The organism is Streptomyces sp. WI03-4A (genome assembly GCF_033792105.1).
Taxonomy (GTDB): Bacteria; Actinomycetota; Actinomycetes; order Streptomycetales; family Streptomycetaceae; genus Streptomyces; species Streptomyces collinus_A.
This window is the reverse complement of the sequence record NZ_JARAUO010000002.1, coordinates 276,221-296,131: the sequence shown is the minus strand read 5'-3', so window position 1 is coordinate 296,131 and position 19,911 is coordinate 276,221. Positions and strand designations below refer to the sequence as shown.

Annotated in this window: 17 protein-coding genes; 8 read left to right on the top strand and 9 right to left on the bottom strand. The window is 69.4% G+C overall.

From position 1 onward, the window contains the following. The first annotated feature begins 118 nt into the window (after positions 1-118). The 3 genes from PV343_RS04375 (at position 119) to PV343_RS04365 (ending at position 3,544) form a co-directional block, all read left to right on the top strand. Positions 119-1,387, top strand: coding sequence for a sensor histidine kinase (locus PV343_RS04375; protein ID WP_319145526.1), 1,269 nt, complete (start codon positions 119-121; stop codon positions 1,385-1,387). After that, a complete protein-coding gene (locus PV343_RS04370; RefSeq protein WP_319145415.1) occupies positions 1,387-2,019 on the top strand; it encodes a response regulator transcription factor in 633 nt (210 codons plus the stop codon). The genes PV343_RS04375 and PV343_RS04370 overlap by 1 nt, the downstream gene beginning before the upstream one ends. Before the next feature lie 271 nt (positions 2,020-2,290). Beyond that, positions 2,291-3,544, top strand: a complete 1,254-nt coding sequence (locus PV343_RS04365) for a PP2C family protein-serine/threonine phosphatase (RefSeq protein WP_319145414.1) — start codon at positions 2,291-2,293, stop codon at positions 3,542-3,544. 96 nt (positions 3,545-3,640) lie between these two features. Here the strand turns inward: PV343_RS04365 and PV343_RS04360 are convergent, their stop codons facing one another. Further along, positions 3,641-4,369 carry a TetR/AcrR family transcriptional regulator gene (locus PV343_RS04360; RefSeq protein WP_319145413.1) on the bottom strand — a complete coding sequence of 243 codons (729 nt, stop codon included), beginning with the start codon at positions 4,367-4,369 and terminating at the stop codon, positions 3,641-3,643. An 87-nt stretch (positions 4,370-4,456) separates the two neighbouring features. On the opposite strand from PV343_RS04360, the gene PV343_RS04355 reads away from it, so the two are divergent. From PV343_RS04355 to infA, 3 genes are all read left to right on the top strand, one after another. Then, positions 4,457-5,317: an SDR family oxidoreductase gene (locus PV343_RS04355; RefSeq protein ID WP_319145412.1), complete on the top strand. Its 861-nt coding sequence runs from the start codon at positions 4,457-4,459 to the stop codon at positions 5,315-5,317. Positions 5,318-5,536: 219 nt separating this feature from the next. Then, positions 5,537-6,328: a GNAT family N-acetyltransferase gene (locus PV343_RS04350; RefSeq protein WP_319145411.1), complete on the top strand. Its 792-nt coding sequence runs from the start codon at positions 5,537-5,539 to the stop codon at positions 6,326-6,328. Then, complete coding sequence (gene infA / locus PV343_RS04345; RefSeq protein ID WP_319145410.1) at positions 6,325-6,549, top strand: translation initiation factor IF-1; 225 nt, start codon at positions 6,325-6,327, stop codon at positions 6,547-6,549. Before PV343_RS04350 ends, infA begins: the two co-directional genes overlap by 4 nt. A 393-nt stretch (positions 6,550-6,942) precedes the next feature. Here the strand turns inward: infA and PV343_RS04340 are convergent, their stop codons facing one another. Together PV343_RS04340 and PV343_RS04335 are read right to left on the bottom strand one after the other, a co-directional pair. Then, positions 6,943-7,950 carry a hypothetical protein gene (locus tag PV343_RS04340; RefSeq protein ID WP_319145409.1) on the bottom strand — a complete coding sequence of 336 codons (1,008 nt, stop codon included), beginning with the start codon at positions 7,948-7,950 and terminating at the stop codon, positions 6,943-6,945. A 222-nt stretch (positions 7,951-8,172) separates the two neighbouring features. Beyond that, positions 8,173-8,610, bottom strand: a complete 438-nt coding sequence (locus PV343_RS04335) for a peptidoglycan-binding protein (RefSeq protein ID WP_319145408.1) — start codon at positions 8,608-8,610, stop codon at positions 8,173-8,175. A 271-nt stretch (positions 8,611-8,881) separates the two neighbouring features. Here PV343_RS04335 and PV343_RS04330 point away from each other — a divergent pair, with 271 nt between their 5' ends. Beyond that, a complete protein-coding gene (locus PV343_RS04330; protein WP_319145407.1) occupies positions 8,882-9,661 on the top strand; it encodes a hypothetical protein in 780 nt (259 codons plus the stop codon). 299 nt (positions 9,662-9,960) lie between these two features. Continuing rightward, on the top strand, positions 9,961-10,611 hold the full coding sequence (locus PV343_RS04325; protein ID WP_319145406.1) for an FMN-dependent NADH-azoreductase: 651 nt from the start codon (positions 9,961-9,963) through the stop codon (positions 10,609-10,611). Positions 10,612-10,887: 276 nt separating this feature from the next. Here PV343_RS04325 and PV343_RS04320 read toward each other — a convergent pair whose 3' ends face one another. The 6 genes from PV343_RS04320 to PV343_RS04295 all read right to left on the bottom strand — a co-directional run bounded on the left by PV343_RS04320 (position 10,888) and on the right by PV343_RS04295 (position 19,899). Continuing rightward, on the bottom strand, positions 10,888-13,338 hold the full coding sequence (locus tag PV343_RS04320; RefSeq protein ID WP_319145405.1) for a SpoIIE family protein phosphatase: 2,451 nt from the start codon (positions 13,336-13,338) through the stop codon (positions 10,888-10,890). 55 nt (positions 13,339-13,393) lie between these two features. After that, positions 13,394-15,856 carry a SpoIIE family protein phosphatase gene (locus PV343_RS04315; protein WP_319145404.1) on the bottom strand — a complete coding sequence of 821 codons (2,463 nt, stop codon included), beginning with the start codon at positions 15,854-15,856 and terminating at the stop codon, positions 13,394-13,396. A gap of 307 nt (positions 15,857-16,163) precedes the next feature. Then, positions 16,164-16,781 (bottom strand): helix-turn-helix domain-containing protein, encoded by a 618-nt coding sequence (locus tag PV343_RS04310; RefSeq protein WP_415923450.1) that lies wholly within the window; start codon positions 16,779-16,781, stop codon positions 16,164-16,166. Positions 16,782-16,927: 146 nt separating this feature from the next. Beyond that, positions 16,928-17,635: an alpha/beta fold hydrolase gene (locus tag PV343_RS04305; protein WP_319145402.1), complete on the bottom strand. Its 708-nt coding sequence runs from the start codon at positions 17,633-17,635 to the stop codon at positions 16,928-16,930. A gap of 285 nt (positions 17,636-17,920) precedes the next feature. Beyond that, positions 17,921-18,856, bottom strand: a complete 936-nt coding sequence (locus tag PV343_RS04300) for a diacylglycerol/lipid kinase family protein (RefSeq protein ID WP_319145401.1) — start codon at positions 18,854-18,856, stop codon at positions 17,921-17,923. Continuing rightward, positions 18,853-19,899 (bottom strand): alcohol dehydrogenase catalytic domain-containing protein, encoded by a 1,047-nt coding sequence (locus PV343_RS04295; RefSeq protein ID WP_319145400.1) that lies wholly within the window; start codon positions 19,897-19,899, stop codon positions 18,853-18,855. Before PV343_RS04295 ends, PV343_RS04300 begins: the two co-directional genes overlap by 4 nt. Positions 19,900-19,911: the final 12 nt, after the last annotated feature.

The following is a 19,911-nucleotide window of genomic DNA, read 5'->3' as shown; positions in this document are numbered from 1 at the left end:
AGAACGAGACCTGGGGTAGGGCCAGGCCTACCCCTGATATGGACACTGGACCGATGGCCGCGAACCGGTGGGGTCACTTACGGTCGTGGTCATGCATCCTCGGAACGTGTGGCAGGCCATGTCCCGGCCGGGCTTCCTGCTGTCGGCCTGGCCCTGGCGCTCGACCGCGTATCTGCTCACCGGCGCGGTGACCGGCGCCGTCGCCCTGGTGGGGATCCTGACGGTGTCCACGGTCTGTGGTGCGCTCGCCGTCGTCCTGGTGGGGCTGCCGCTGCTCGTCCTGGTCGCGCTCAGCGGGATCCCGGTGGCCGAGGTGGAGCGGCGCAGGCTGCGCCTGATCGACCAAAGCGCGGTGTCCGGCGGGCACTTGGTCCCGGCGGCACCGGGGCTGTGGGCCTGGCTGACCACCCGGCTGCGCGAACAGGCGACCTGGCGGGAGCTCGGGTACGCGCTGTTGTTCGCCGCGCTGCTGTGGCCGGTCGATGCCCTGGCGATCACGGGCGGCCTGTTCTTTCCACTGTCCATGGTCTCCACCCCGCTGCTGATGGCCACGGTCGGCGACGGTCAGACGAAGGTGCTCAAGCAGTGGACGGTCACCGGCTGGCCGGCCGCGTTCGGCGTCGCCGCGCTGGGCCTGCTCCTGATGGCCGTGTGCGGCTACCTGCTCGGCGTCACGGCGGGGGCCCGAGCCGCGCTGACCCGGCTGCTGATCACCTCTCGTGAGGGCGAGCTCGACGCCAAGGTGGTCGAACTGGCCCGCTCCCGCGTCCGGTTGGTCGAGGCCTTCGAGGCCGAGCGGCGCCGTATCGAACGCGACCTGCACGACGGCGCCCAACAGCGCCTCGTGGCCCTGACGATGGCCCTCGGGCTGGCCCGCCTCGACGCTCCACCCGGCCCGCTCGCCGACCAGCTCACCAAGGCCCACGAGGAGGCGGTCAGGGCACTGGCGGAGCTGCGCGAGCTCATCCACGGCATCCATCCCAAGGTCCTCACGGACTACGGCCTTCAAGCCGCGGTCGCCGACGCCGCCGACCGCAGCGTGGTTCCCGTCGATGTCGACCTCGAACTGCCGGGCCGGCCCACGCAAGCGGTCGAATCCGCCGCGTACTTCGTGGTCTGTGAGGCACTGGCCAACGCCGCCAGACACAGCGGGGCCGACCGTGTGCGGGTGAGCGGCGGTCATCACGACGGACGCCTGTTCCTTGAGGTGCGAGACGACGGCTGCGGCGGCGCGGACGCCTCGGCGGGCAGCGGCCTCACCGGTCTCGCGGACCGGGTGTCGGTCCTGGATGGCAGACTTGCCCTGACCAGTCCGCCGGGTGGACCGACTCTGATGCGCGTGGAGTTTCCTTGCGAGTTGACCAAGGCGGCCGATCACTCCGCGTAGTGCTGGCCGAGGACAGCGTGCTACTGAGGGAAGGACTCGTCGGCCTGCTCAGCCGCTGCGGCCACGAGGTGGTGTCGGCCGTCGGGGACGCGCAGGCACTGGTCGCCGCGGTCGAGGAGCATGCGCCCGACATCGTGGTGACGGACGTACGCATGCCGCCCGGTTTCCAGGACGAGGGCCTGCACGCGGCAGTGCGGCTGCGCGCGAGGCGCCCCACATTGCCGGTCCTGGTCCTCAGCCAGTACGTGCAACGGACGTACGCCGCCGAGCTCCTGGACTCCGGCGACGGAACGGGTGTCGGCTATCTGCTCAAGGACCGGGTCGGCCAGGTCGAGGAGTTCGTGGAAGCACTGCACAAGGTGGCGGACGGCGGGACGGTGGTCGACCCGGAAGTGGTACGGCAGTTGCTGCGCCGCCGCCGCGATCCGCTGGAGCAGCTCACCCCGCGCGAACGCGAGGTGCTGGCACTGATCGCCGAAGGCAGGTCCAACAGCGCGATTGCCCAGGAGCTCGTGGTGTCGGAAGCGGCGGTCGGCAAGCACATCGGCAACATCCTCACCAAGCTGAACCTGCCGCCGACGGCGAGGACCCACCGCAGGGTCCTCGCCGTCCTCACCTACCTGCGGGCCTGACGACGCACCGGCCGCCGAGGTCCACACAGCCGCCAAGCGCGGTGCGGCGGGCGCCCCGACCGTGAGCGACGACCGGTCACCGAGCGTGCAGTGATGCGCCGGGACCCTCCACGCTTCCGGTGCGCACCGGCCCGCCCGGCCGTGCGGGTTCCCTGCGCCGCGATCGGGAAGGCCGAGGCGGGCGCTGCCGGCCTAGGTCGTGGCGTGTTCCAGGGCGCGCTGGAGCGGGGATCTCCGTAGATTGAAGGGAGGACGGCACTGAGGATCGTGTGTGGCGGCTTCGGAGATCGATTACGCGGCGGCTTTCGCCGCTCTGCCTAGTCCGTGTCTGGTGCTGGGCACGGATCTGGTGATCGCCGATGCCAACCGGGCGTTCTGTGAGGTGACCGGGCGGCACCGGGGGGAGCTGGTAGGGCAGTATCTCTTCGATGTCTTCCCGGACAATCCCGCCGACGCGGAGGCCGGAGGGGTGGCGACGTTGAACGCGTCGCTGCACCGGGTGCTGTCGTCCGGTCAGACCGATCACATGGCGTTGCAGAAGTACGACATCCCGGTCTCGGGGAGTCCGGGGGTGTTCAAGGAGCGGTGGTGGACGGCGATCAACGTGCCTGTTCATGACAGGGACGGGAAGGTCGCCTGGATCATCCACCGGTCCGAGGACATGACCGAGGTCGTGCTGGCCCGGCGCACGGAGCACCAGCCGTCGGTCAGACCGGGGCGGGAAGCGGCGATGGAGGCCGAGCTGTACGCCAGGGCGCGGCAGCTGCAGCGGCTGAACGAGGAACTGCGCCAGGCCCACGCCCGGGAGCGGCGCATCGCCGTGGCCCTGCAGGAGACCATGCTCCACACGCCGGACCTGGCCCGGCACCCGGACATCGCGGTGCGCTACCTGCCCGCGACCGGGTCGCTGAACGTGTGCGGGGACTGGTACGACGCGGTCGACCTGTCCGCGGGCCGTTTCACCGTCGCGGTCGGCGACGTGGTCGGTCACGGCCTGATAGCCGCGACGATCATGGGAAGGCTGCGCAGCGCGCTGAGCGCCGCCGCCCGCACCGTCCACGGCCCCGCTCGGGCCCTGGAGGTCCTGGGGTTGTACGCGCGCTCGGTCGAGGGGGCTCTGGCCGCCACCGCCGTCCAGGTCCTGATCGACTACCGCGGTCGTCTGCTCATCTACAGCAGCGCCGGTCATCCTCCGCCCGTGCTGCTGCACCCGGACGGCTCCTGCGACCTGCTCGACCAGGCCACCGACCCGCCGCTGGGGGCCCGCCCCGAACACGTCCCGCGTCCCCAGGCCACCACGACCTACGCCCCCGGCGACACCCTCGTCCTCTACACCGACGGCCTGATCGAACGCCGCGGTGAGGACATCGACACCGGCCTGATCCGCCTGACGAGCACGCTGGCCACCTGTACCGGGTTCGGGGCGGAACACCTCGCCGACGCCCTCCTCGCCCGCCTCGACGTCACCAGCGGCGCGAGCGACGACATCGCCTTGGTCGTCGTCCGCCTGCGGGACGCGCTCTGACCCTCCCGGTCGCAGCGCTGCTGCCACACGCTGTGGGCGGTGATCGAGCCACCGCTCCCCGGAGGTCGAGCCTGCGCCAGAGCTCCTGACACGTGATCAGGTCCGCCGAGCGCCACTGTGCGCCGCGAGGCGGGTGAGCCACTCGCGGAGCAGGTGCTGCTCGGCGTCACTGAGGACATCGGCATCGTCGGGGAGGGCGGCGCGCAGCGCGCGGGCAGCCGCGGCGGGGCCGCTCTCCGCTTGGGGGATGGCCGGCTCGGCGCGGGTGATGGCGGTGACCATGGCCTCGCGGAGGGCGGTCAGCAGCGCCGGATCGCGGCGGCCTGCCGGTGTGGAGTGCCAGGTGGTGACCGCGCCTCGGCCGGTGGCCTGGATGATCTGGGCAGCCAGCTCCTCGTCGACCCGCAGCCACCCCCCGGCCGCGAGTCGGCGCACCCGGCCATGGAGGATCTCCAGGCCCGCGCGGTGGGCCAGGTCCGCCTCCCGGCCGGTGGCCCTGCTCATCACCGCGAACAGCTCGGGGCGGGAGATCCCGAACTCCACCACCAAGTCCCAGCCGCGGCGAAGGTCCTCCACCGCGTCCTGTGGTTCGGGATCGAGCTGCGCGCGCTTGCTCTCGAGGAACTGCGCGTAGCCGTGCTCCGCGACGGCCTCGAGGAGACCCTCCTTGTCGCCGAAGAGGCGGTAGATCGCCGGCGGCTGCATCCCGGCCGCGGCGGCGACCGCCCGGGTGCTCACCGCGTCCGGGCCGCCCTTCTCGAGTAGCTCGACAGCCGCCTCGACGATGCGGCGACGAGGGCTGTCGGTGGTGTCGCGCGTGGTCATGAATCGATGATATCGAAGATTTGATTCCATCGATATTCCAGTGTTAACGTCAGAACGGTTCCACTGGAAACAACATCGGGAGAACTTATGATCATCGTGACCGGAGCCACCGGAAAGCTCGGTGGCCGCACCGTCGAACACCTCCTGGAGCGCCTCCCCGCCCACCGCGTCGGCGTCAGCGTCCGCGACCCCCGCAAGGCCCAGCACCTCGCCGACCGCGGCGTCCGCGTCCGGCACGGCAGCTTCGACGACCCCGCCTCGCTCGTCCACGCCTTCGAAGGGGCCGAGCAGGTGCTCCTCGTCTCCCTCGACCGCATCGGCGAGGAGTGCGTCGCCGGCCATCGCACCGCCATCGACGCCGCGGTGAAGGCGGGCGTCGGCCGCATCCTCTACACCAGCCAGATGGGCGCCGCCCACGACTCCCGCTTCCAGGCGTGCCGCGACCACGCCCGAACCGAGGACCTGCTGCGCGCCACCGGTCTGCCCTGGACCTCACTGCGCAACGGCTTCTACGCGGCCAGCGCCCTGCAGTTCCTGGAGTCCGCCCGTCACACCGGCGACATCGCCCTCCCCGCCGACGGCCCCGTCGCTTGGACCGGCCACGACGACCTCGCCGAAGCCACCGCCGCGGTCCTCGCCGAGGAGGGCCGCTTCGAGGGACCCACTCCGCCGCTCACGGGTGCCGCGGCGCTCGACTTCGGCACCGTCGCCGAGATCGCGTCCCAGGCCACCGGACGGCCCTTCACCCGTACCGTCGTCCCCGACGACGCCTTCCACGAGCAGGTTTTGGCGCACGGCGCCCCGGCCTCGATCGCCGAACTGATGCTGAGCATCTTCGCAGCGGCGCGGAGCGGCGAGTTCACCGCCGTCGACTCGACGCTCGCCGAGCTGATCGGGCGAGAGCCCGCCACCTTCGGCACCCTGCTCGAGCGCGCCTGGGCCCGATAGACCCGGTGCGACGCGCAGAAGGCGTGGCGTGACGAAAGAAGTTGAGCCAGGCGACGCCCCGCTGCTACGTTCCCGGTGGACCGTGAAGTCGCCATCTGGAGGTGAGCCCCGTGAACACAGTTACCCGTGGGTGCTCCCTCAACCCGTCACGGTCCGGCGGCTGACGTTCGGTGTCGCCAGGAGCGCCTGAGATCAAGGCACTTCTGGAGGGAGACTCCGATGAACACAAAGCCTTCCACATCTGGCCTGAGCGACAACGCGGTGGTGATCACGCGCGTCGCTGACAGGCAATGGCATGCGCTGGAGGACGACCTGGTGGTCGGTCGGGGGCATGCGCTGCACCGGCCCGACGGGCGCTTGTTCGTCAGCATCGACGCCTGGCACGACACCGCCTTCGACCGGCTCGCCGAGGCGATGCTGGCGGAACTGCCATCGCCGCTGTACACGGTGGTCGACGAGGCCGACATCGAGCTGACGGCCGGCTGGCAGCGGGCCGGTTTCACGGTCCGGCGCCGCGAGTGGGAGTACGCCGTGCCGACCGATCCGCGGGTCACAGGGCTGGAAGCGGTCCTGCCGCCTTCGGGGGTGACGATCGTGCCCGCCGGTGAGGCGGACGAGAAGCTGCTGAGCGCGGTGGACCGCGCGATCCGTGACGAAGTCGAGGCGACCGCCGGGTGGCAGTCGATGCCCGCGGAGGTTGTCGCCCGCCCCGAAGGCGACACCGTAGTCGACCCGTCGAAGTACGCGGTGGCCGCGGCGCCCGACCGCTACCTGGGTCTGATCCGGGTGGTGACGGCGATCCGGCCGCGCATCGGGCTGCTCGCGGTGCGGGCCGGCGAGCACCGGCGCGGCATCGCGCGGGCGCTGCTGGCTCACGCACTGAGGACGCTGCACGTCTCCGGGTTCACCGAGGCCTGGACCGAGGTCCACGAGTCCAACCACGCAGCCTCGGCACTGTTCGAGGGCATCGGCGCCCGAGCGATGAGCAGCAACCTGGAGCTGGTGCGATGACGAAGAACAAGAACGTCATCCAGATCGAAGGCAGAGTCGTCGAGTGCCTGCGCAGCGCCATGTTCACCGTGGAGCTTGAGAACGGCCATCAGGTGCTCGCGCACATCAGCGGGAAGATCCGCAAGAACTACATCAAGATCATGCTGGAGGACCGGGTGCTGGTGGAACTCCCGCCGTACGACCTGACGCGCGGCCGGATCGTGTTCCGGTACCGGAACTAGCGTCGGCCGGGGGCCCCTCCCCGGTAGCTGATCACTGGCCCCGCTCACGGCGTTCCTGTGACCGGGGCCAGTGACGGCCGGCCCGGGGCACTTGCAGGGCCCCATCGACGCTTGACCTCAACCAATCTCCGTGATGCGGCGGGATGCTGCACGCCAAGATCACCATCGGCCGGTCGGCCCTGATGCTGGGCGACGCCAGTGTGGAGGAGGCGGAAGCCGCCTCCTTCGCCGCACCGTCATCCTCAAGGACCCTTGGGGCACATGTGGGTGTTTCTGACGCACGTGGAAGACGTGCCGCAGGAGGAGCTTCGGCGCCGCTCGACCGCCGCCGGGTGATCGGACCCCGTCGCTGAACTCAGCACACGGTGGGACCGCACTACCCCCTGAGTGTGGTCACCGGCGGGTCGGCCCGGCGGGCTGCTTCGACGGTGTTTCCTGGCCCGGGTCCCAGTCGGTCCGCTCACCACCCGCGGTCCCGGTGACCTCCACGATGGCGGCTTCCTGCGGGACGATCAAGGATTCGGTGGGTTTGCCCACCTCCGACAGCGTCATCTGCGCGCGGTCGTCGACCAGGCGGGTCACCAGGTGCTGCGCGGCGCCGAAGACGGCGGCCCAGGCCAGGACCTGCGCCCGACTGTCCAGGTCGCTCAGTCCGGGGACGAAGGCGCCCCGGATCAGCAGTACCCCGAGGAAGGCGGACAGGGCGCCGGTGGGGAATTTCAGCACCGCCGACGCCAGAGGCAGCATGTAGGGCGTGCTGGTGCCCCGGATGTGGCGCAGTGAGGCGATGACGGTGAAGGCCGCGCCGGCCAGTCCGGCGACCTCGACGGTGAGGATGTCCGTCGGCCCGGCACGCATGCTGGGCACGGTGTCCGCCGGCAGTCCGTGGTAGTCCCGGCTCGGGCAGACGATGTCGCTGAGGTTCCCGCCACCTGGCCCGAGCTTGGGCGCGAAGCACAGGCTGAGCGACTGGGGGAAGAACCAGCCGTACACGGCGAGGCCCGCCACCCCGAGAAGGACGATGAACGTGGCGGTCCAGAGAATGTTGCGCAGGCTCCGTACCCGGGCCAGTTCGGCGTCGAGGGTGGTGTACGCGCTGTCGAGCGCCCAGACCAGCAGCATGCGGTCGGTGGGCGTCAGTTCGCCGGCGGCGATGGGACCGATCCGCTGGGCGAGTCTGAGGCGCTGGGGGTCGTTCTTGCCCAGATGGCGCTCGACCAGCGTCATGACCTCACTGGCGCGGCCCGCGGCCTCCTGGTCGGAAGCCAGTTGGAGCAACAGCACGTCGGCGCTGCGCAGATTGGACCAGACGCCTTCCCGGGCCGTCGCCCCCGACCACAGCCGTCGCCACCCGAACGTCTCCTCCGCCGCCGCGCGGGCTTTGGCGAGGTGGATTTCCATTCCCCGGAGCAGGGCCTCGCGTTCGGCCGAGGGCGGTTTCGCCTCCTCGCGTCTCAGCTGTACCTCTAGATAAGCGAGACGGGTTTTGGCCCGGGACCGCCAAGGCGACCGCGGCGGCCGGGGTCGCAGTCCGGCCTGGAGCCGTCGGTGTGTACGGGCCCAGGGGCTTCCCCGGGCCGCCACGGAAGTGGCCATGACGGGTTCCCCTGACGCTCCGGCAGGCTAGCGACTGAGGGCAGGCACGTGGAGTTTCCTCCACGACTCCGGCCCTGGCGTTCCGTCGGCGTCGCTGCCGCCGAATCCGAGTTTGCGCTGCCACAGGGAGTAGGATTCCCGGTCCTCGTGGCTCCATTGGAAGTCGGGCTCGTCGCCGGGATACGCCGAGCACCCCTCCTCGATGAGGCGCCAGCCCATGACCTCGATGATGGGGCTGCTCACGGTCGGCTGGAAGAAGTCCTTGCCCGGGAAGGGCTCGTCCTGACCGACCGGCCCCTGACTCGGCGCCGTCACACGGACCTGCTGGCCCACCTGAATGATGTCGGGATTCTTGATCTGCGGGTTCCACTCCTTGATCTGGTCCAGAGTCACATGGAACTTGGACGCGATTTTGGAGAGGGTGTCACCCTCCCTTACCACGTAGAACTCAGATGCGCCGTTCATAAGGCCATGTTAATGACGGATGGACGGGAAGTCGACACGGGAAACGCGGCCTAGAGCCGGTTGAATTGGCGCCAATTGAATATTCACTCAGCTCGCGAAAGAAGCGCTGGGGCTGGTTTCCTTCCCGAACTACTGTGACCCCTTCCGCTCACCCCTGAGTCCCGCCGCCCGGGAGACTGCCGACGGGCTTCGGGCACACCCCGTGGATTGCCTGCCGGGGCGGATCGCCTATAGTCGCGGCTGCACGTGAGGGGGCAGTGAGGGTGGGTTCGTGGTTTCGGGTAAGGCAAGACGGCTGGCAGTGCTGGGTGCGTTGGGAGTGGCTCTGGGGCTGACTTCTTGCGAGAGTGGGGTAGGCGGCGCAGGTGAGGACAGGCAGGGGACGGACGGTGCGCTGCTGTCGCAATCGCTTCGGCTGTTCGAAGACGCCTCATCGGTGCGGGTGACAGCCAGGGCTGCGGTGGCCATGGGGAGCAGTGTCGAAATCACTGCCGACCGTGAGGAGAACTGCCGCGTCGATGCCCAAAATCAGGCCTTTCACGTCGTTCTCCAGAGCGGTGGGCGTACGTGGATGCGTTGGAGTGACGCTCTCCTCGAGCGAGGTGCAGCCCTCGGGCCCGAGGAAAGGCAGCTGTACCAGGGACTCCACGGCAAGTGGCTGGAGCTGGACCGCCACGGCAGGATCCGCGAGAGCATGGTCGACTTGTGCGCACTGGACGCCGTACACACCATCGCCAACCAGATGTCGGGCCCCGGCCGGCGCGCCGAGCGCCGACCCGTGGTCACGGAGAACGGTGAACGCCTTCTTCCGCTGCGCCAGGGCGAAAAGGGGAACTCGCTGACCGTCTTCGTCAAGGCCGACGGGAAGCCCTATCCACGCAAATTGGTGATTGACATGCCCACATTTGCCTCGGAACCAGTCGGCTTCAAGTTCGACTTGTACGGTGGCCCAGTCTCAGCAGAACCGCCTGAGGCTGCGACGACCGTGCGCTCAGCGCGGCTCGAAGCTCTCGCGGAGACGCACCTGGCGTCGGGTTTGCCCAGCCGCTGACCATCCGATGTCGCGCGGCTCAGCGGTAAATGGGCGCGGATCGGGGTCGCTTGGTCCAGAAGCCGGTGCGTATTCCGCTGGCCGGCAAGGATGCGCGAGAGGGTGGCGTGGCCGGCACGGCCGCGAACAAGCGTTCTGACCACTCCGTCGTCCGCTTCGCGGAGGCTCACTGACTCCTGGGGATCGGTGATGTGGATCACAGGTCCTGGACCTCAACCATGCTTGAGGAAGCAGGCTGTTGGACATCACAGGGCGGCCGGGCAACGGCAGCCCTTCATCCGACGTCCAGGAGAACCGGTATGGCCACGCTGCTGCACATCGACACCTCCCTCAACGGTGAGAACTCGCACTCACGCGCTGTGACCACCGCCTTCCGCGAGGTATGGGAGAGCCGGCATCCTCACGGCACTGTGATCCACCGGGATCTCGACGCCGACCCCGTACCCCACCTGCGGGCCGACGCCTACTACGCGGGGTACGTCGCCCCCGCCGACCGGTCCCCCGAGGAGAGGGATGCCTTCGCCCTGCGCGCCCGGTTGATCGAGGAGGCCGAGGCGGCGGACGTGATCCTCCTCGGTGCCCCGATGTACAACTACTCCATCCCCTCGACGCTGAAGGCGTGGATCGACCACGTCTTCGTCGTGGGTCGCACCGCGATGACCGAGCACCCCTCGCTCGCGGGCAAGCCGGCCGTGGTCGTGACGAGCCGCGGCGGGTCTTACCAGGAAGGCACCCCCCAGTACGGCAACGACTACGTGCAGAGCTACCTGCGGCAGGCCCTCGGTGACGGTCTCGGCCTGAACGTCAGCTTCATCGTCCCCGAGCTGACCCTGGCCCCGACCGTCCCGGCGATGGCCGACTTGGTCCCGCTCTTCGAAGCCTCCCGCGCCGAGGCCCTCGCGGCCGCCGCCTTTCACGCCCAGGAACTGACAACACGTCTGGCCGCCTAGGGCCTGTCCGAGGGCCGTGTGCAGCGGCTGAAGCAGCGGACCTCTGAGCGGGTTGGTACAGGTCCGCGTGCGTCGACGGCCGGACTGAGCAACCGGCCCTCAACGGCGGGCCGGTGGACGAAGTGCCGGACGATGCCGTCGGGGTCGGTGATGAGAGCGACGTGCCGGCCATGGGAGGTCCGGTGCGTAAGACGGTCTGGGTCGAGCTGAACGGGAAGGAGCCTGCCGGCTCGGCGCTGTGGGCCTCTCGCCATGCGCAGAGTGTTCGGGTCGCGATCAGCGGGGGAACGCGATGGGCTGCTCGGACCAGATGGTCTTATGGTTCTGGCCATGGCGGCAGCCCCAGCGCTCGGCGAGTTGGGCGACGAGGAACAGACCGCGTCCGCCCTCGTCGGTGGAGCGAGCGCGTCGCAGACGTGGTTGGGCGGTGTTGGCGTCGGTGACCTCGCAGATCAGCGCATCGTGCCGGATCAGTCGCAGCTCCGCCGGCGGACGGCCGTAGCGGATCGCGTTGGTGACCAGTTCGCTGACGATGAGTTCGGTGGTGAAGACGAGGTCGTCCAACCCCCATGCGGTGAGTTGGCTGGTCGCCCATGCCCGTGCGTCCGAGACGGCAGCCGGATCGGCCGGTATCTGCCAGTGAGCGGTGTCCTGCGCCGGTAGCGTGCGGGTGCGGGCCAGCAGCAGGGTCGCGTCGTCACGAGGTGCGTCGTCCACAAGATCGGTGAGGAGGGCCCTGGCGGTCTCGTTCAGAGCGCGGTCCGGGCGGCAGGAGGCGGCGAGGGCACCGGTCAGGCGCCGGAGCCCATCGTCGCTGTCGTGCGCGCCGCGGTGGACCAGGCCGTCGGTGTAGAGCGCGAGGACGCTGCCCGGCTCGAGGACGATCGTGGTTGTCTCGTACGGCACCCCGCTGACGGCGAGAGGCGGCCCTGGGGAAACGTCGGCGACTTCGGCGGTCCCATCGGGCCGCAGCACGATAGGGGGCGGGTGGCCGGCGCTGGCCATGGCGCAGCGTCGGGTGACCGGGTCGTAGACCGCGTAAAGGCAGGTGGCGCCCACGATGTCGTGGTCGCCGGGTGGTGCTTCCGCCGCGAGCCGCTGGACCAGGTCGGCGATCCGGGTCAGCAGCTCGTCCGGCTCCAGTTCGAGGTCGGCGAGGGTCTGGATGGCGGCGCGCAGACGGCCCATGGTGGCGCTTGCGGGTATGCCATGACCGATCACGTCTCCGGCGACAAGGGCCAGCCGGAGAGAGGGCAGTGCGATGGCGTCGTACCAGTCGCCGCTCGTGCCCGCCCCACGGCCCGTGGGCAGGTAGACGCCGGCGGTCTCGGCCGCTGGAGTGTCGGTCGTGGCCGGGGGAAGGAGTCTTCGCTGCAGGGCCATGGCCGCTCTGTGCTCGCGTGTGTAGCGGCGGGCGTTGTCGATGGCGAGTGCTCCCCGTGAGGCGATTTGTTTCATGAAGTCCACCTCGTCCTCGGTGAACGGTTCGGAGGGGCCGCTGCGCCAGACCACGGCCGCGCCGAGGGTGAGGCCGCGGGCGTGCAGCGGTGCCACCATCACCGTGTGGGTGTCGTGCGGGAGGAGCTGTTCGGCCGAGTGTGCGCCGCCGATCAGGGCGATGTAGTCGTCCCGGCCGTATACGACCGTCTCGCCGTGCTGGAAGCGGAGCAGTAGGGGGTGGTCGGACAGGGGTGGGACGAGGTTGCCGCGCTGGATGCCGGACGGCCAGTCCGCGGTGGTCGGCGCCAGGGCCGCGTTACGCAGATGCAGATTTCCTCCGCCCAGCCGTTCGACGGGTTCGTCACCGTCGAAGACGGCTTCGGCAAGGTCGACCGCGGCGAGATCCCCGAAGGCGGGTACGAGGACGTCCGCGAGATCCTGGGCGGTCCGCACGACGTCCAGGGAGCCTCCCACACGCTCGGCGGCCCTGTGGGCAAGATCCAGCTGTCGGCGGGCGCGTAGTTGGTCGGTGTCGTCTATGTAGAGGGCTGCGACCCCGGCGGGGCGTCCTCGCGCGTCCTCCAGGCGGAAGGCGGACAGCGACAGCGCGTGCCGCCGCGCCGGACGGTGCCGCCAGCTCGCCTGTTGGTTCCTGTGGATCACCGGGATGCCCGTCTCGAGCACCTGACGCAGTACCGCCTCGATGCTCTCGGCGTCCTCGGCGCACAGCACGTCGCCCAGTCGGGCGCCGGGCTGTATGGGACGGCCGTGGGGAGTGTTCGAGAAGGCGTTCGTCTGGACGGTGATGAGGTTCCTGTCGTGCAGAGCGATCGTGATCTGGTTCTGGGCGGACAGCGCGCGCAGGAGTGCGGCGCCGTGCTGGTGGTTGGCGACATGAGGGGTGGGGGCCGCGAGCACGAGGAAGTCCGACGAGCCGTTTACCTGTGTGGTCCGGAATATGACCTCGATCGTGTCACCGCACCGGTGCCGCAGTCGTACTCGACCGGTCGCCGGCGCCCGCGTGTGCCTGCGCGGATCGTGCGGGCGGTCGGCCACCATTTCTTGCACGGGTCGGCCGTGGACCTCGTCGGCGCGGAACCCGGTCAGATCCTGTGCTGTGTCGGTCCACCCCACGACCTTGCCTCGATCGTCGAGTACGGCTGCGGCCAGACCGTCGAAGGCGGTCGGACTGCACTCGGTGCCGGAGACGCTCGTCGCTTTTCGGAAGGCGTCTGCCGGCGGGCTGGTGTTCTGAGTATTCGATACGTCCATGTCTCTGGCTTCCATGACGAGAGCCTGCGGCTACGAAAGGAGGGGGGATCCTGTGTCGTCGGCCGGCGCGTCAGAGCGCACCGGCTGTTGATGGCAGGTCTTGTTCGGCCCAGACGACCTTGCCGTCCGCTGCCGAGCGGGAACCCCACCTGCGCGACATCCGGGCGACCATGTAAAGCCCGCGGCCGTGCTCGTCGAGAACGCGGGGATGACGGGGGCGCGGTTGGCTGGTGTTGGTGTCGGTGACCTCGCACGTCAGAACCCGGTGCTGGATGAGCCGCAGGCGGCTCGGGCCGCCACCGTGGCGGATCGCATTGGTCACCAGTTCGCCGACGATGGACTGCACGGGCGTCACCAGCGGCTCCAGACCCCATTGTCTGAGCTGACGGGCAGCCAGGTGCCGAGCCGTCGGGACGGTGACGAGTTCGTGCGGCAGGTCCCAGGATGCGACATGGGTGGGTTGCAACGCGCGCGTCCGCGCGAGAAGCAAGGTGACATCGTCGGCCGACGCCTGGGCCGGCAAGCTCTTCATCGCCCGCGAGCACAGCTCCTCCAGGGACGCTCCCGGCTTCGCCAGTGCGGTGGCGAGGCACTGCAGGCCGACGTCGATGTCCTCGCCGCGGGACTCCACCAAGCCATCGGAGTAGAAGGCGAGCACACTCCCCTCGGCCAGCTCCAGTTCCACGGACTCGAAAGGCACCAGGCCCAGACCGAGGCCGAGCGGGGCTCCGGTGGGCAGGTCGGGGGCGGTGACACTGCCTTGGGCGTCAACGATCAGGGGCGGCGGATGTCCGGCACGCGCCATCGTGCACCGTTGGGTGACCGGGTCGTAGACGGCGTACAGACAGGTGGCACCCACCACCGCGGGGACCGGGTCGGAGACGTCGGCGTCCTCATCGTTCAGCCGCCGGACCGTGTCATCGAGATGCGCCAGCAGTTCATCGGGGGGCAGGTCCAGGTCCGCGAGGGTGCGCACTGCGGTGCGCAGCCGGCCCATGGTCGCCGCAGCGTTGATGCCGTGTCCCACCACATCGCCGACGACAAGGGCCACCCGGGCACCGGACAGCTCGATCACGTCGAACCAGTCACCCCCCACACCGTGGTCCGCGTCGGCAGGCACATAGCGTGAGGCGACCTCAACGGCGGCACCGCCCTGTACCCGATGAGGGAGCAGGTCGCGTTGCAGCGTGAGGGCGGCGGTGCGCTCGCGTGCGTACTGGAGCGCGTTGTCCAGGCAGAGTGCGGCCCGGGTGACCAACTCCTCGGCAAGGAGCAGGTCGTCCTCCTGGAACGGCGTCTGTTCCAGGGAACGGCCGAACAGTGCCAGTCCCAGCACGCAGCTCCGGGCGCGGATGGGGACGACCATCAGGGAGTGGACGCCGCTGTCGCGTACCTTCCGCACCCGCAACGGGTCGTGGCCGACCCAGGGGCCGGAATGCGTGTCCACCACCGGCTCCAGGTACGACCGGCCCGTACGCATGGCGGCCGAGAACGGCGAGTCGGGATGGGCGTGGACCACCTCTTCACGCACCCACGGCAGTTCAAGGACACCCAGGTCGACGGAGGCCACACCGGCACGGCGCAGCAACTGCGCCCGGTCACTCGAGGTGCAGGTGCGTGCCGACGGCTCGACGCCGAACGGAACCGACTCCACGAGGTCGACGAGTGCGTGGTCGGCCAACAGGGGTACGGCGAGATCCGCCAGTTCCTGGCCGGTCCGCATCACGTCGAGGGTGCTCCCGATGTGTGTGCTGGCCTCGCTGAGGATGGCGAGGCGCTCGCGCGCCCGCCGGTTCCCGGTGACGTCCACCGTCATGGCACACACACCCAGCGGCGCGCCGTCCGCGTTCTGGAGACAGAAGAACGAGGCCGCGTACGCATGCTCACGGGGGCGGTCCGCAGGCGGCCACGCACGGTACTCGTGCACCGTCGTCGAGCCGCTCTCCAGTACCTGCCGCATCACGATCTTGAGTGCTTCGGCCTCGACGGCGGGCAGTGAGTCCTTCAGACCGCGCCCGAAGCGTCGGTGACGAGGAATGCCGTCGTGACGCTCCATGGCGTCGTTGGCCCACACACAACGCAGCTGCGGGTCATACACGACGATGCCGATCGGGGCTCGGGCAAGGAGCGACTCGCGTACCGGTCCCCCGGTCGCCCCCGAGGACAGGGACCCTATGTCCGTCACGGACACCAGCCAGCGAGTGCCGGCGTCCTGCCCCCGCAGCAGCGAAACCCGCAGCGTCATGCTGAGCGTGTGGCCGTCGCGGTGGCGTATCGCCGCGGTGCCGGACCAGCCGCCCTGTGCACGGCACTGCTCGGAGAACGCCGAAGCCCTACGGGCGTCCTCGGAAGGCGGCAGCACGTGTGCGGCGGACCGGCCCACCACCTCCCCTGCCGCATAGCCGACGAGCTGCTGGGCGGCGTGCGTCCACCCCACGACGATGCCCTCGTCATCGATCATCGCTATCGCGGCATCGGGCACCTCGGGAGGGCTCACCGGCTCGGTGAGGAGGCTGTGGTCACTGTTGGTCATCGCGGTGTGTCCCATCGGTGCGGAAGTAAGAGCGTCGGGCATGTGGCCCGGCGACCCTGTGTGCAGCCGTGGTGAACGGCGATGTCCCTATGAGCGGCACACGGTGCGGTATGTCTTGTTTAGGGGATTCGTTCATTTCTGATGAAATAATCAGATGCAATCGCCCGGGCGTCAAGAGCCTCAGATCTGATCAAAAGGTCAGATTCGGAGCTGTGGCTGCCGACACCGCAGGCCGCGCCGCCTGTAACGACGTCGTCGGCTATTGATGTTGAGGCGTGATGACCTGAGAGTTCGGCTGGTGGTTGATTTAGCAGGTCATCGGGGTGACGGGCACGAGTTCGGTGCTCGGTTTGCGGCGGGTGGGCCGCTGGGCGGCTCGGTCGGAGACCAGGCCAGCGATGGCCCGGTGCGTGGCCGGGTAGTGCTCACGGCGGCCGAGGAAGCGCTGCAGGGGGCGCCACTGCTTGTACTCGTACTGGTCACCGAGCGGGGCGTCTTCCTTCGGCTTCTTCGGCGGCGCACTGACCTGTTCGGGTAACTCGTTCGCCAGACCCCGGTAACCCTCATCCACCTCGGCTCTCACGTCCGGGTGGAGACGGAATCGCTCGGCGATGCCTTCGGTGCGCATCGCGGTCTGAGCGTGCATTCTTCCGGGCCGGTCGACCCCGGACCACAGGGTGCGGCCCGCCCTACGCCGATGCGGAGGGGGTGACCTTGCGGATCGATGGGACATGTCGGCCAATGTTCGCAGGCGCAGTCCAGACTGGCCGGGGACAGCGAAGCCGCGGTCGGCGAGCAGCGGGCGGATCTCGCCGATGGCCTCGGTGACGGTGGAGCGGCCGACCCCGTACAACTCGGCGAGCGCGGCGTGCGGGAGCTGACTGCGCAGGTGGACCAGCGCGACCAGCACTCGGTCGGTGAACACCGACGGCCAACTCCTCGATCAAACCGCCGAGATGTGCACGCGAGACGCCGGTGAAGGCAGGATGGGACAAAGCCGCACGGGCCCACTTCTTGGGCACACTCGAAGCACCCGTGCGGCCGTCCCCACGTCACGGCCTGTGACCGCGCTCATACTTGGCGGGCAGGCCGGAAGTTTTCCTCCAGGAACGCCGAAACCGCCTCGGTGAACGCCTCCGGAGCTGCGTGGTGGATCAGGTGTCCAACCGGGATGGTGACCACTCGCCCGCCAGGGATTCGGCTGGCGAGCTCGGCGACACCGTCCTGGGGAACATGACTGTGTGGGCCGCCGGCGAGCACTAGGGTTTCGGCGGTGATCAGGCCGAGTCGCTCCAGCCACCTGGGATCGGGCTGGTCGATCTGCCGCCTGACGGCCAGCACCATCTCCCAGTCAAAGGTCAGGGCGCCGTCCGGCCTGGCCGGGGTGCTCGGCTCGCGGGGACGGGGGACCGGCACATCCTCCAGAACGAGCCGGTTCACCCGCTGCGGATGGTCCTCCGCGAGCAGGTAGGCCACGATCCCGCCCATGGAGTGCCCGATCAGATCCACTGGTCCAAGTCCCAGCGCGTCCAGGAACCGGAGCACATCGGCCTGCATAAGTTCGAGTGAGTAGTCCCCCGGCCAGTCGCTTCGGCCGTGACCGCGAAGATCGAGGGCATACGCCCTTCGACTCCGGGCGAGGGCGGGCACAACCGCCTCCCAGTCGGTGGCATCCTCGCCCAGCGCGTGCAACAGGACGAGCGGCGGAGCATCCGGAGGACCCGACATCTGATAAGCCAGCCGGACCTCGCCGACGTCGACCGAGCGTTGATCAACCATGTCCGGAGGATATGCGGACGGGTCCTGCCGGAGATTGGCGTTCACCAGCAGCCGAACCACCTGCACCGGGCAGGCGGCGACGGCACGCGCCGGCCGCTCGCGCTGCCCCAGTCAGCAGCTCGGGTTCTCAGCCACACGGTTCTGGCCCGATCTTCAATTGCCGACAACGCCGTAACCGGTGGCGTGCTGCGCCGGTACGGCTCTACCGCCACTGGACGCCGGTGGGGCAGCGCCCGAAGAAACGCGCCGAGCGATGACCAGTCGCTGATGTGCTGTCCAGCCGGTTCAGGGCCGACCTGGTAGTCGCACGGAGGTCCCGGCGCCGGGACGATGCCGGGGGACCCATACCCGGAGCGCCCGAGGGCTGATAAGACACCGTACGGGCGTCGGCAGGCTGACGGCTTCGCCGTCCAGGCCGGCGGTGAGGGCGGGGACGTCCGCGTACACGACGACGTCGTCGGGCGTGGCGAGACGGGTGAGGCCGTGCGGTTGCCCACTGCGAAGCCTGGCGGCCGTCTCGGCCGGCGTCTCTGCCCTGGCGGCCAGTACTCCCAGAAGGCCGGAGTCGAGGTGCGCCCGCCTGCCGAGCCCGGCGAAGTCATCCACTTGGTAAGGGTTGTTGCTCACCAGCACGGCATCCGGCCCGTGCACCGTGAGCGGCCCGGCGTGAACCATCAACTCCGGGCCTTCGTGGCGGGCCAGGAATTCCGGAAGGATGCGCACCGCGGTGCCCAGTTTGTCCTGCCGGTAGGCGGGGTCCTGCACCAGGGCGGCATAGGCGCCGAACGACACGTTGTTGACGAAGACCCGTACGCCTGCATATCCCAGATCCACGCGCAGCTCGACGCCGTCCCTGAGGGCCTCCAGCGCGGCCGAAGGGTCCGCACGGTCCAGACCGAGATCCATCGCGAAATGGTTGCGGGTACCCGCCGGAACGACCAGGAAGGGCAGGTCGCTCTCCGCGGCCACCTCGGCCACAAGCGCCTGCGTACCGTCTCCGCCGGCCACCCCCAGCAGGTCCGCACCGTCCTCCACGGCACGTCGGGCGACAGTCGCCAGGTCCTGGGTCAGCGAATGATCGATCAGGAAGACCTGAGCTCCCAGAGCACGTGCTCGTTCCGCGATGCGGAACCGTCTTGCTTTCCCTCCCCCCGAACGCGGATTCACGATCAGATAGGGCCGCCGTACGCCGGTCGTCAGCCGTGACGCCTCCTCGGTCACGGTGCGTCCCCAGGAGCAGCATGTGCCGGCCCGGCGCACACTCCTGTCGGCAGCGGGACTGTCACGATCACTCCTGCGGCTGACAGCGCCACCCCCCGCCGGGCCGACGGTCCGGCGATTGCACCTGCGGCCACCGCAACCATGGCACCTCTCTTGGTCGGCGTGCCCGCTCGGGGGCGACGACGGCATTCACGACTGGAGAGATCGACGGGCAGGGCTCCGCCGCCGAGGCCGACGATGGTCAGGTGACCGAGCGTCCTTGCCACTTGAGCAGCCATCCGCAACGTCGGGTTTACGCCGACCATGTCCAACACGAGCTGAGCGCCCTGCTGCGCCGTCATGTCCTTGATGCGGGTGATCGCCTCGTCGCCCGAGAACAGAGCCTCGTCGGCGCCCATGCGCCCGGCGGTCTCCAGCTTGCCGGCGTTGGTGTCCACGGCGACGACGGTGATCGCCGCGCTGAGTGCGCGCAGGATCTGGATGGCCATCTGGCCCAGACCGCCGGCCCCGATGACTACCGCGGTCGCCCCCGGCCCCAGCAGGTGCAGCGACCGCTTCACGGCGTGGTAGCCGGTCAGTCCGGCGTCGCTGAGCGGGGCGGCCTGGCGGGGATCGAGGGAGCCGAGCGGAATCAGGGAGCGCGCCGCTGGGACCAGCAGGTACTCGGCCATGCCGCCGTCGTGACCACCACCCAGGCCCGTACCCTGGCCGCCGAGGTGCTGGCAGTAGTTCTCCCAGCCGTGACGGCAGTTGGCGCAGATGCCACAGCCCCAGCAGCCGTAGACGATCACAGGTTCTCCGGGCTCGAACCCGGTGACGCCCGCTCCCAGTCGTTCCACCCATCCCGCGTTCTCATGGCCGAGCGTGGAGGGCAGCTTCGTGAAGCCGGATAGCGGTGCTGATGCCTGCATGATGTGCAGGTCCGAGTGACAGGCACCGGCACCCGCAACCTTCACCAGGACCTGCCCCGCGCCGGGCTCGGGCACCGGTACCTCGCGCAGCTCGGGCGGCTGCCGCCAACCGGCGAGTTGAAAAGCCCGCATAGCGCTTCCTCA

What these genes read in the sequence shown, in the direction of transcription:
- PV343_RS04375 (WP_319145526.1), top strand. Translation starts at nt 119, where the DNA reads ATGTCCCGGCCGGGCTTCCTGCTGTCGGCCTGGCCCTGGCGCTCGACC.
- PV343_RS04360 (WP_319145413.1), bottom strand. Translation starts at nt 4,369, where the DNA reads ATGACCACGCGCGACACCACCGACAGCCCTCGTCGCCGCATCGTCGAG.
- PV343_RS04355 (WP_319145412.1), top strand. Translation starts at nt 4,457, where the DNA reads ATGATCATCGTGACCGGAGCCACCGGAAAGCTCGGTGGCCGCACCGTC.
- PV343_RS04350 (WP_319145411.1), top strand. Translation starts at nt 5,537, where the DNA reads ATGAACACAAAGCCTTCCACATCTGGCCTGAGCGACAACGCGGTGGTG.
- infA (WP_319145410.1), top strand. Translation starts at nt 6,325, where the DNA reads ATGACGAAGAACAAGAACGTCATCCAGATCGAAGGCAGAGTCGTCGAG.
- PV343_RS04340 (WP_319145409.1), bottom strand. Translation starts at nt 7,950, where the DNA reads ATGGAAATCCACCTCGCCAAAGCCCGCGCGGCGGCGGAGGAGACGTTC.
- PV343_RS04335 (WP_319145408.1), bottom strand. Translation starts at nt 8,610, where the DNA reads ATGAACGGCGCATCTGAGTTCTACGTGGTAAGGGAGGGTGACACCCTC.
- PV343_RS04325 (WP_319145406.1), top strand. Translation starts at nt 9,961, where the DNA reads ATGGCCACGCTGCTGCACATCGACACCTCCCTCAACGGTGAGAACTCG.
- PV343_RS04320 (WP_319145405.1), bottom strand. Translation starts at nt 13,338, where the DNA reads ATGGAAGCCAGAGACATGGACGTATCGAATACTCAGAACACCAGCCCG.
- PV343_RS04315 (WP_319145404.1), bottom strand. Translation starts at nt 15,856, where the DNA reads ATGACCAACAGTGACCACAGCCTCCTCACCGAGCCGGTGAGCCCTCCC.
- PV343_RS04305 (WP_319145402.1), bottom strand. Translation starts at nt 17,635, where the DNA reads ATGGTTGATCAACGCTCGGTCGACGTCGGCGAGGTCCGGCTGGCTTAT.
- PV343_RS04295 (WP_319145400.1), bottom strand. Translation starts at nt 19,899, where the DNA reads ATGCGGGCTTTTCAACTCGCCGGTTGGCGGCAGCCGCCCGAGCTGCGC.